Source organism: Chitinophaga sp. 22308 (assembly GCF_052045305.1).
GTDB classification, from domain to species: Bacteria; Bacteroidota; Bacteroidia; order Chitinophagales; family Chitinophagaceae; genus Chitinophaga; species Chitinophaga varians_A.
This window is the reverse complement of sequence record NZ_JBQEOP010000009.1, coordinates 43,889-55,106: the sequence shown is the minus strand read 5'-3', so window position 1 is coordinate 55,106 and position 11,218 is coordinate 43,889. Positions and strand designations below refer to the sequence as shown.

The window sequence follows — 11,218 nt, the reverse complement described above, 5'->3', positions numbered from 1 at the left end:
AAGCCTAATACTGTCTGCTATGCACGGACTACAGGATGTTTCCAACGAGTTGATGAACCATTTTTCGCTAATGCTGGAATATGTAGCAGGTTTAAAAAACAACCATGCTGCATCCCTGAGCCCTGTCCTGTTGCTGGTGAATGCCCAAGGGCAGCAAATGGAAGAAGCTCCCGGCCTGGCAACGGCGGACGATTGGTTTGACCAACGCCTCCGGGAAAACGGTCCCCTGTATGCTGTGTATGCAAAAGATGCCCTTTATACCGATGATAAAATGCAGATCTCGGGGGAAGCGTTTATGTTTGTCCTCTACGATAAAGACCACCAGCACCGGATTATACTGGCCCAACCCTATGCGGGCAGCCCGTTTCAGCTGACCGGCGCACCGGTGATGCTGGGCCTGTTGTCCAACGAACTGCTATATACCCGGGAGCCGGCATTGCCCCGCCCCGGAAAGCCCCTATGGAAATTCCGTTGATTTGTGGCAATTTGCAGCCACATGACGCACCGCTATTTTATTATCTACAAACCATATGACATGGTTTCCCAGTTTATCAGTTCCGATGCAGGAAAGGTGAAACTGCTGGGTGACCTGGATTTTCAATTTCCTGAAGGGACGCACGCCATCGGCCGGCTGGACAATCATTCGGAAGGATTGTTGCTGCTTACGACCAATAAAAAGATAACCCGGCTGTTGTTCCAGGGAGAACAGCCACACCAGCGTACCTACCTCGTACGGGTCAAAGGGCATGTGCTGCCCCAGACGCTGCAACGGCTGCAAACGGGTGTCCGCATTCCCATCACCGGGCAGCTGGAATATGTGGCGGTGCCTCATAAAGTGTCTATCGTAGACAGGCCCGTCGGCCTGTTGCCCCGTCCTTCCGAAACGCCGGACCGGGCGCCGCATACCTGGTTACTGATCACCCTTACGGAAGGCAAATACCATCAGGTGCGCAAAATGGTGGGGGCGGTGAAACACCGCTGCCAGCGCCTCATCCGCGTGTCTATAGAAAACATGGAGCTGGGGGACATGCAGCCCGGTGAAGTAAGGGAACTGGACGAAGCCACCTTCTTCGAACGCCTGAAATTAGCCACTGACCTATAAAATAAAACCCGAAAATGGGAATATCCCATTAGGAAGCGCCTTCTTTTCTTGTTAGGTTTGCTTGTTGGAAATCATGCTATAACAAGAATTTTTTATGAGAAGAGTTTTCGTTCTGACGCTGTCTTTGGCGTTGGGGATAGGGCTTTATTCCGCCCACGCCCAGGAAAAACGTTATCCGGTTATTCCTTATCCGCAGCAGTTGGTCCCGATGGAAGGGTCTTTTACCATTACCGGCAGCACCCGACTGGTATTGCCTGTCAATGCACGCGCGTTTGCCAATGAAGTGACGCAGCTGCAGGCACTGGTGAAACAGGGGATTGGCACTACGCTGAAAACGGCTACTGCCGCCACCGGCAACACAATTGTGCTGAAACAGGACCTGACGTTGTCCGGAGAGGAAGACTACACCTTGCAGGTAACGCCGCAGCAGTTGCTGATCGGCGCTAAATCACCCACCGGTTTTTTCAGGGCCATTGTTACCCTGCGGCAGCTGATGCCCTCCACCATTGAAGGCCGCACGACCGGTAACCTGCGGTCTGTAGCCATTCCGGCCATGCAGTTGAAAGATCACCCGGTATATGCCTGGCGTGGTATGCACCTCGATGTGTCCCGCCATTTTTTCTCTGTCAGCTACCTGAAGAAATTTATCGATCTGCTGGCGCTGTATAAGATGAACAAGTTGCACCTGCACCTGACAGATGACCAGGGCTGGCGTATTGAAATCAAAAAATACCCGTTGCTGACTTCCGTGGGCGCCTGGAGAGAATGGAACAACCAGGATTCTGTTTGCATGGAGAAAGCAAAGGAGAACCCCGATATGGCGATTGACCAGGAGCACGTTATTCATAAAGATGGTAAAACCCTCTATGGTGGCTTTTATACGCAGGCGCAGATGAAAGACGTCATCGCTTATGCCGCCGCCCGTCATATAGAGATCATCCCGGAAATAGATATGCCGGGCCATATGATGGCTGCCATCCGTGCCTATCCTTTCCTCACCTGTGACGGCAAGTCCGGCTGGGGCAAAGATTTCTCCACGCCTATCTGCCCCTGCAATGAAAGCACTTTCCGGTTTGCGGAAGATGTATATACCGAGATAGCAGCGCTCTTCCCGTCCAAATACATGCACCTCGGCGCTGATGAAGTGGAAAAGACCAGCTGGGCTGTTTCTCCGCTGTGTGCGGAAGTGATGAAGGCCAACAACCTGAAGAATGTGGAAGAGTTACAGAGCTACTTCGTGAAAAGAATGGAGAAATTCTTCCATTCCAAAGGCAAGGTGCTGATCGGCTGGGACGAGATCCTGGAAGGCGGTATCAGCCCCACCGCTATCCTCATGTACTGGCGGGCCTGGGTGCCTGACGCCCCGGTAAAGGCTGCCCGTCACGGTAACAAAGTGATCATGACGCCGGGCAACCCGCTGTATTTCGATGCTGCGCCAGACAGGAACTCCCTCGGTAATGTATACCATTTCGAACCGGTGCCCAAAGGGCTGACCGCCGCCGAAGCGACCACCATCATGGGCGCACAGGCCAATATCTGGACGGAATACATTCCTTCCGAAAAACGCGCCGATTATATGTTCATGCCCCGCATGACGGCCCTGGCGGAAGTATTATGGACACACCGCCAGGATTATGATAACTACCTCCAACGGTTAAACGAACAATTTGCCCGCCTCGATCAGCTGGGGGTGCATTACCGTTTGCCCGACCTGGAAGGATTTACCGAAGACAACGTGTTTGTGGACAAAGGTATGCTGGAAGTGAAGGCCCCTTTAACCGGCACGACTATACGTTACACTACCGACGGGTCTGTTCCCGGGCCACAGTCGCCGGTATTGCCTGCTGCATTGCCGGTAACAGCTCCGCAGACCTTTAAGCTGGCCGCCTTCAGCCCGATGGGCAACCGCGGGGACATCTACACCCTTCGTTACCGCCAGGAGGCTTATGCGAAGGCGGCTGACAAACCCGCTACGACTGGCTTTCAGCTGGACTACTTCAAAGGCGCGTTTAAAACCACCGCTAAAATAAAAGCCACGCCGGACAGCACGCTGCGCACCGATAATGTGGTCATCCCCGAAGGGCTCGGCCATGGCGAAGCCTTTGGCGCCCGCTTGCAAGGGTACTTTTACGCGCCGGAAACAGCCATCTACAGTTTTTATCTCACCTGCGATGACGGCGGTATGTTGTACATCGGCAACAAAGCGGTGGTCAACAATGACGGCTGGCATGCTCCTTTGCAGAAAAGCGGCCAGGTGGCGCTGGAAAAAGGCTGGCATCCGCTGAAAGTGGATTTTGTGGAAGGCGGCGGCGGATACACCCTGAAGCTGGAGTATAGCGTGAAAGGCGGCCCGCTCCAAAAATTATAGGTATAATGGCCATGATTACTGCCGATGCGTAGTTCTACCGTCGTTTGTTTATATTGCAGGATGTTTCTGTAAGAAAATGAAATGTATGAGTATTAGCTGTAGGCTTCGATCAGCAGTAATCATGGTCATCATTGTAATGTTAACCTGTTCTGCATACGCCCAAACCAGGGATTATGACCTCGCACAGACCTTGTCGGGGCTTTCCGTTTCCCAGAAGAAATTATTGTATCAATATGGTACGTTGCAAACGTACGCCGGGCAGCCTGTAGCTGACAGTTTCTGGCAGCAGCATGCGCAGGAGCTGAAAGAGGTAGGCCATGCGGAGGCCGGCATCCTGGCGAAGGAGCTGCTGACCAACACGGAACTGGTGTACAAGGTAAAGCAGCCTTCGCGCCTGCAGGCGTTGCGTGGGGTGTTTACCGCCTCGCGGCTGCTGATAGGACTGGCCGCGCTCATTGCAGCTTATTCGCTGATACAGCTGTTAAGCCGTTACTGGAGCCGGATATATGGCTGGCTGTATGCCAGGTTGTATCGTTTGTTCCGCCGTATTTTCTCACCGCGCATGCTTACGTGGGAGCTGTTACTGCTGAGCGTGGCCGGCATCTACGGAGGGGTGCTGATCGGGGATGAGATGCTGCGGACCGTAGTTTTGCAGGTCTCCGTTTTCACCCTGTGGGCGCAACTAACGGCGGTGGCTACACGGCAGGACCAGATCAAGCGTTACCTGGAGCATGTGGTTGATCATCTGGAGCGGCGCAGCACCACGAAGGAATCCATCATCGAAGTGGGACTGCCGGCATTGGGCGCCACGCTGGCGCTGGGCTGGCTGATGTTCCGCGTTCCCGAAGAATGGTATGGCTATGAAGTGGTGGTGCCGGGCATGGTGGCCTTGTTTACATTGCCTCCTGTGGTATACCTGTATAAAATCCTGAGACGGCTGGTATTGCCGTTTCCGGTGGAATCAAGGCGGGCCGATAAACAACTGGCCATGTACGCTGCGGCGACCCTGCTGTTATGGATAGCGCTGGTGTTACTGCCGCCGCCGCGGCCGGAGATATTGATCGCGGTGTCTGTACTGCTGGCGTGTATGCTGCTGCCAATGTCCATCGAAGAAGTGACCCGCTGCGGAACGAAGAACTATGTCTGGCTGCAATTGCTTACGGTAGGGTGGTTGTGCGCCTGTGTACTGGCAGGCGGTCAACAGACCATCCCCATGCTTACCTGGACCGGTCTCGGTGGACTGCTGCTGTATGTCATCGCCAAATACTGGGAGGTGCCGGTATTGTTAGGTTACTCCTGGAAAAACCGTAAAGCAGTGGGCAGCCTGGGAATGGCGGTGCTCATCTGGGCCATCGCCAGCCTGGTACGCTGGCAGCCACAATGGTTTATCTGGTTTTAGTTGAATATTTATTTTAATTGTTTTATTTTTGCGCTCCGAATTATCTGACTCAAGATACGCGCAGATCTGAATAACGTACTGAAAAGGCTTCTCAGGGCCTCCAAGGCGTTTGCAGGGTCTGCGTTTTTTTGTCCCGGGGCTGAGAAGCCCTGGGCTGCCCTGTGTTTCGGGTTCATAAGGTTAAAGAACTGCTTATTATAACCTGATCGTACTTAAAAGCCGGCCTTTACACGGTCAATGCTGTTTAATTTCCGCCCAAAACACTAATCTTCGCCTGCAATACTGATTTGCCTGATCTCAGCAGCTACGGCTGAAGAGACATATAGCCCACAGCTTCAGCCCTGGGACGCCGTTCATCATTTTTCTCTTTCATTCCTGAAAAAGCTTGCTATTTTTCATAACTGTAAAAAATACGCTTAATATTCCCGTTATGAAGAGAATCCTGGTCCTTTTATGTTTAGGTATCGCCGGATACCGTGTACAAGCCCAGCAGAAAGCGCCCGCTTATCCGCTGATAACCCATGATCCGTATTTCAGTGTCTGGTCAAATACGGACACGCTTAACAAGGCTGCTACTGTTCACTGGACAGGAGCGCAGCAGGCGTTGTCCGGCCTGGTGAAAGTGGACGGCGTGACTTACCGGGTGTTGGGCGGCTCTGACGGCCCAGAAGCAGGTATTGTGCCAGCGCAACAGACGGACGTGGCGGTACATGCCACCCAGACTGTTTATCAGTTCAGGTGCGGGCAGGTTGCCCTTACGCTGACCTTTACATCGCCCTTATTGGTGCGTGATCTTAGGTTGATGTCCCGACCGGTGTCCTATATTTCTTACTGCGTGCATGCGATCGACAACAGGCAACACGCTGTAGACGTGTATTTCGGTGCTTCCTCTGACCTGGCCGTCAATGGGCCGTCGCAGCCTGTCACTGCCAGGCAGTTCACCAACGGAAAGTTGTCCTTGTTAAAAGCCGGCACCGTGTCGCAGCCAGTGTTACAAAAAAAAGGGGATGACCTGCGTATTGACTGGGGTTACCTGTATGTGGGAGTTCCTTTGTCGGCAAAGGCTGATCAATACGTCTGTTCTCCGGCTGAAGCGGCACAGCGCTTTGTCCATAAGAAAACCAGCGTGGCCAGGGGGGACCGGCAGCAGATGTTGAGCACCAGCGTGTCGTTGGGCATGGTAGGCACGGCGCCGAAGGAGCAGTTGTTCCTGCTTGGTTATGACGACCTCTATGCCATCCAGTATTTTAACACCAACCTGAAGGCGTGGTGGAAAGATACACCGGGGGCCACCATTGAAAACGAACTTAATACGGCGCTGAAGGATTACGCCACCGTGCAACAGCAGTGTGAAGCATTTGACCGGGAGCTGCGTGCCGCCGCCATCGCCGCCGGCGGAGAGCAGTATGCAGCATTGTGTGAACTGGCCTACCGCCAGAGCGTGGCCGCCCATAAACTGGTGAAAGGCCCTAAAGGACAGCTGCTGTTTCTGTCCAAAGAAAATTTCAGCAATGGTTGTATTAACACGGTAGATGTCACCTATCCTTCGGCTCCTCTTTTCCTCCTGTATAACCCCGATCTGCTGAAAGGCATGATGACCGGCATCTTTGACTATTCCGAAAGCGGACGTTACACCAAACCTTTTGCTGCGCACGACCTGGGCACTTACCCGTTGGCTAACGGGCAGGTATATGGGGAAGATATGCCTGTTGAGGAGTCTGGTAATATGCTCATCCTGGCGGGAGCTATTGCAGCGGTGGAAGGCAATGCAAATTACGCTAAGGCACATTGGAAAACACTGACCACCTGGGCCGATTACCTCCTGCAGGCAGGCTTCGATCCGGCCAACCAGTTATGTACCGACGACTTTGCCGGGCACCTGGCACGCAATGCCAACCTTTCCCTGAAGGCTATCATGGGTATTAAGTCATACGCCATGTTGGCCGGTATGCTCGGAGAAACGGCAACGGCTACACGATATAACGACCAGGCCCGTGACATGGCCCAAAAATGGCAAGACCTGGCGGCTGACGGTGACCACTACACGCTGGCCTTTGGCAAGCCTGGCACCTGGAGCCAGAAGTATAATATGGTGTGGGACAAAGTACTTGATTTTCATCTCTTTCCGAAGGCTGTTTATAGTAAGGAGATAAACTATTACCTCGGAAAACAACAACCTTTCGGCCTGCCGCTGGATAGCCGGAAGACTTACACAAAATCTGACTGGATCATGTGGACGGCCGTCTTGGGAGATGATATGACACCCTTTGTTCAACCGTTGTACAGGTATTTAACGGAGACGCCTACACGTGTTCCGCTGAGTGACTGGCATGAAACTACAGATGGTAAAAAAGTTGGGTTTCAGGCAAGGAGCGTGGTGGGAGGATATTTTATGAAGATGCTGGACCTCAAGCTGCACAAAGGAAAATAAGCATCAATCATATCATTCGTATTTCAGATTGTAGCCCAGGGCTTCAGCCCTGGGACAAAAAATAAGCCCCGGGTTTTACGCCCGGGGCTTTTTGTGTTATTTGCCTTTACGGTGTTCACCGTGTTTTTTTGAAGTTTCAATAGGTTGTTCCCGGTTCTGCATGTTCTGTTCGGATGATGATGGATTATTGGTCCGTTCATCCTGTTCATGATGAGAACGGCTCCGGTTCATTTTAGCCGTTCTGCTGTGACGGTTACGTTTCATAAAAAACGGTTTTAAAAAATAGCCGGGAAAAACATGCCGAAATATAATGCACTGGAAATTAATTGCTTGTAAAGGTTGTTGCGACCAATACTGATGCAAATATTGCACACAACGCTGTCTATGGTTCCCGCTTTTATACGGCCTGAGTGGCCTCCCGGCCACTGCCCAAAGAGGCCAGGTAACCGGTCACTACACAGATCACCACCGCCACGGCGGGGTACAGGAAAAAATTGATCGTGGTATAACGTTGCACAAAATAGAGGCTTACGGCGCTGATGGTAAAGCCGGTGATAATTCCCCGTGCATTCACCTTTGGAATAAAAATACCTGCCAGGAACATGCCTGCGAGGCATCCGCCAAACAACCCGATGATTTTCAGGTACTGGTCCCAGATAGAAGTGTTGTGCAGCGACACCAGGTAAAGCGCAATGCCACAGCCCAATACACCCAGTATCACAGTCATCCGGCGGGCAAATACAAATCGCTGTTTGTCATCGGCCGCAGGCCTGAACAAAGGATAAAAATCGGTGGTGATCACGGTTGCAATGGCATTCATGCTGGAACTGATGGTGGACATCGTAGCAGCGAAAAGACCGGCTATTACAAGCCCTGCCAGTCCTGCCGGCAGCTGCTGGGAGATATACCAGGGAAACACATCGTCGGTATTGCCATGCGGGTTCAGGTTGGCCGGATGGTGCCGGAAGTATACCCATAACGCCGTACCCACCAGAAAAAAAATAAGCGAAGCGGGGATGACCAGCAGCGCGTTAGTGTAGATCGACTGGCGGGCCTCTTTTTCGGTGGATGTGGTCAGGTAACGCTGTACCACCACCTGATCAGATGAATACGTGACCAGCTGTGTCAGGAAGCCGCCTACAAAGATCACCCAAAGCACCGGCTGTGTGATGTCCCATTGCAGAATGGCCAGTCTGAACTTGCCATGGGCAGCGGCTTCGGTAAACACCTGGCCGAAACCACCATCCAGTGAGCGGGATATAAAGACAAGGCTAAGCAGGGCGCCGCCCAGTAACACGCCTACCTGCATCACTTCAGTCCAGATAACGGCCTCAATGCCCCCCGAAGCGCTATACGCGGTGGTAATGGCACTGGTGGCCACAATACAGATAATGATGTTGACTCCGGTCACGGCGCTTAACACTAACGCAGGCAGGTAAATCACAATACCCAGGCGGCTGATCTGAAATACCAGGAAGGTAAAACTCCCCAGCAATTTTACACCGGGACTGAAGCGGATGGCCAGGTACTCATATACGCTGGTGAGCTTCAGCTTACGGAAGTAGGGCAGGTAAAAATAGACGATGAGCGGGGCCACCACCACGATCATCATATTATTAAGAAAGTATACCCAGTCGGTGGCGAAGGCTTTGGCCGGAATGGCAATGAACGTGAGCGCGCTGAGCTTGGAGCCAAATATACTAAGACCGGCCGCCCACCAGGGTATTTTGCCTCCACCAAGGAAGAAATCGCTGGTGGTGTTCTGCATGTTGCGGGAAACCACTACGCTGATACCCACCACAAGCAGAAAATACAGTCCCACCACCATCCAGTCTGTCAGCCGGAAGCCGCTGGGCGGCTGTGTAGGCGTAGCCGTTAGTATCCGTGGTGTCCTGGTGGCAGGTCTTACTTCTCCGCCGGGAATAATCAGCTGGCCCTGCCATACGACCGTAGGGGTAGTCACCGGCGCCCACGTACTGCCGTTGGGGTTAGTGACGCTGTCACCGGCTTTTTGTACCGGCATATGTCCGGTAACGGCCCAGGTGTCGGTGATGGTGTTGTAGCCGAGTATGTCGTCGGAGAAACCCGGATGCTGCTCTTTTAACTGGCTGCTTTGTTCAAAGTACCGGCCATCGTCACCGCCGAAGATCAACAGTTGTGACTGTCCCGACGCGAAAGCCGGACTGGGCGCAGCTGCGGCCGCATGAGGCAGGGACGTTATGCTGCGCCAGCCTTTGCCGGGTTCATAACACCAGGCGTCCGCCAGGAAGGTGCGGCGTATGGTGGCATCGCCGGGTAACGTATACGTATGTACGCCGCTGAAAAGGTAAAAATGATGTTGCTGCACGCCCGCTACGGCCAACATACGCGCCGGCCCGGGGAAGGGTGGAAGTTTCTGCCACTGGCGGCTGCCAGCGGGCCTGGACAGATCTATCGACCAAAAATATTTGACGGCGGTAGTATCGGAAGGCGTTTCCGTCCCGCCTGCAATATACAGGATGTCACCATCCAGGGCGCCGCTGGCGTTGGCACTTGCAACAGGCAGGTCGGGCAAAGGCTCCGTTTGTACCTGCCCGTTAGTATACCGGAGCAGGAACGTTGTAGCGGTATGACCGTCCTTATTACTGCCGCCTACACATACGAGCGCGTCCCGCCAGGTGGCGGACACACCGTAGCCCAGCGGCATCGGCAACCTGCCCGCCTGTTTCCATTGGCCACCGGGCTTTTCGAGTGCCCACACCTGATCATGCCACTGTTTAATACCGCCGTTCCAGGGCGCACCTCCATCGGGGAAGTTAGCGCCACCGGCCACCAGCAAAGCATTATTGGACACGCCGGCAAATGATCCGGCAAACCCATGGTCATCCGGCAGGACAGGAAGCTGCCCCCAGGAGAAATAGCCGGCCGGCGGCTCCTGGCCACGGCTGACGGTAGTTCGGAAAGACATACCCAATATCAATAATAAAGGAAGAATCAGTTTTTTCATGACGTGTGTTTTACGCTGGTCATTGTATCCAGCTGTTGGCCTGCATCCAGTGCAGGCATCGCTCAAACCAGTCGTCCCGCGTGGTTTTATTGTACAGCCCGAAACCATGACCGCCGTTCTGGTAAAGGTGCATCTCCGCCTTTACGCCGGCATTGACCAGCGCGTTATAAAACAGCAGGCTGTTCTGCACCGGCACTACTTTGTCGTCCTGTGCATGCAGCAGGAAGGTGGGCGGCGTATTGGCCGTTACCTGCAATTCGTTGCTGTACAGCTTTATCAGCGCGCTGTCGGGGTTTTCTCCCAGCAGGTTTTTCCTGGAACCGGCATGCATATACGAAGTAAAGCTGATCACCGGGTACACGAGTATCATAAAATCCGGGCGAAGGTTCAGCTGCGCAGGATTGTCGATCACGGGTTGTGCGAAATGCGTACCTACAGTAGAAGCGAGATGCCCGCCGGCCGAAAAGCCAATGATGCCGGTTTTGCCGGGCTGCAGGCCCCATTCGGCGGCATGTTGCCGTACAATTTGTAATGCACGCTGCGCATCCTGCAATGGCCCTTTGGACTTGTCAGGCATGATCCGGTCGTTTGGCAGACGGTATTTAACGACGAACGCGGAAATGCCTGCCTGTTGAAAGCGTCGTGCGATGGCATACCCCTCACGGCCTATCACCACGCTGCCATATCCGCCGCCCGGGCAGATCACGACCGCGGCGCCGGTAGCTTTGCCGGCCGGCGCGTGAAAAGGAATCAGCTCCGGTTGCGTGACCAGCCGTATGCGGTTGCTGTCGGCATCTTCCCGGTAATCGGCTGGCGCTGGCTTGGAATTGGGTACGCCTTCAGGGTATAAGAGAATGGGTTTGTCTTGTTGGGCCTGGGCAATAAAGGCGCTGACTGTCAGCATGCTGATCAAAAGGAACTTTTTCATGAAC

The 11,218-nt window shown here is 53.5% G+C and carries 8 protein-coding genes; 5 read left to right on the top strand and 3 right to left on the bottom strand.

The features are described 5' to 3' along the window. Nucleotides 1–19 precede the first annotated feature (19 nt). The 5 genes from ACTJJS_RS30360 (at nucleotide 20) to ACTJJS_RS30340 (ending at nucleotide 7,300) form a co-directional block, all read left to right on the top strand. Nucleotides 20–475: a hypothetical protein gene (locus ACTJJS_RS30360; RefSeq protein ID WP_440667491.1), complete on the top strand. Its 456-nt coding sequence runs from the start codon at nucleotides 20–22 to the stop codon at nucleotides 473–475. A 21-nt stretch (nucleotides 476–496) separates the two neighbouring features. Continuing rightward, nucleotides 497–1,102, top strand: a complete 606-nt coding sequence (locus ACTJJS_RS30355) for a pseudouridine synthase (protein ID WP_440667489.1) — start codon at nucleotides 497–499, stop codon at nucleotides 1,100–1,102. 94 nt (nucleotides 1,103–1,196) lie between these two features. After that, entirely contained in the window at nucleotides 1,197–3,470 is a 2,274-nt protein-coding gene (locus ACTJJS_RS30350; RefSeq protein WP_440667488.1) for a family 20 glycosylhydrolase, read from the top strand. Between the two features lie 121 nt (nucleotides 3,471–3,591). Further along, a complete protein-coding gene (locus ACTJJS_RS30345) occupies nucleotides 3,592–4,869 on the top strand; it encodes a hypothetical protein (RefSeq protein WP_440667487.1) in 1,278 nt (425 codons plus the stop codon). Between the two features lie 430 nt (nucleotides 4,870–5,299). Beyond that, nucleotides 5,300–7,300, top strand: coding sequence for a glutaminase domain-containing protein (locus ACTJJS_RS30340; RefSeq protein ID WP_440667485.1), 2,001 nt, complete (start codon nucleotides 5,300–5,302; stop codon nucleotides 7,298–7,300). Between the two features lie 96 nt (nucleotides 7,301–7,396). On the opposite strand, the gene ACTJJS_RS30335 is transcribed toward ACTJJS_RS30340, so the two are convergent. The 3 genes from ACTJJS_RS30335 to ACTJJS_RS30325 all read right to left on the bottom strand — a co-directional run bounded on the left by ACTJJS_RS30335 (nucleotide 7,397) and on the right by ACTJJS_RS30325 (nucleotide 11,214). Continuing rightward, on the bottom strand, nucleotides 7,397–7,564 hold the full coding sequence (locus ACTJJS_RS30335) for a hypothetical protein (protein WP_168873957.1): 168 nt from the start codon (nucleotides 7,562–7,564) through the stop codon (nucleotides 7,397–7,399). A gap of 133 nt (nucleotides 7,565–7,697) precedes the next feature. After that, nucleotides 7,698–10,286: a sodium:solute symporter family transporter gene (locus ACTJJS_RS30330; protein ID WP_440667484.1), complete on the bottom strand. Its 2,589-nt coding sequence runs from the start codon at nucleotides 10,284–10,286 to the stop codon at nucleotides 7,698–7,700. Nucleotides 10,287–10,305: 19 nt separating this feature from the next. Further along, entirely contained in the window at nucleotides 10,306–11,214 is a 909-nt protein-coding gene (locus ACTJJS_RS30325) for an alpha/beta hydrolase (RefSeq protein ID WP_440667482.1), read from the bottom strand. Nucleotides 11,215–11,218 lie beyond the last annotated feature (4 nt).

What these genes read in the sequence shown, in the direction of transcription:
- ACTJJS_RS30360 (WP_440667491.1), top strand. Translation starts at nt 20, where the DNA reads ATGCACGGACTACAGGATGTTTCCAACGAGTTGATGAACCATTTTTCG.
- ACTJJS_RS30355 (WP_440667489.1), top strand. Translation starts at nt 497, where the DNA reads ATGACGCACCGCTATTTTATTATCTACAAACCATATGACATGGTTTCC.
- ACTJJS_RS30350 (WP_440667488.1), top strand. Translation starts at nt 1,197, where the DNA reads ATGAGAAGAGTTTTCGTTCTGACGCTGTCTTTGGCGTTGGGGATAGGG.
- ACTJJS_RS30345 (WP_440667487.1), top strand. Translation starts at nt 3,592, where the DNA reads ATGGTCATCATTGTAATGTTAACCTGTTCTGCATACGCCCAAACCAGG.
- ACTJJS_RS30340 (WP_440667485.1), top strand. Translation starts at nt 5,300, where the DNA reads ATGAAGAGAATCCTGGTCCTTTTATGTTTAGGTATCGCCGGATACCGT.
- ACTJJS_RS30335 (WP_168873957.1), bottom strand. Translation starts at nt 7,564, where the DNA reads ATGAAACGTAACCGTCACAGCAGAACGGCTAAAATGAACCGGAGCCGT.
- ACTJJS_RS30330 (WP_440667484.1), bottom strand. Translation starts at nt 10,286, where the DNA reads ATGAAAAAACTGATTCTTCCTTTATTATTGATATTGGGTATGTCTTTC.
- ACTJJS_RS30325 (WP_440667482.1), bottom strand. Translation starts at nt 11,214, where the DNA reads ATGAAAAAGTTCCTTTTGATCAGCATGCTGACAGTCAGCGCCTTTATT.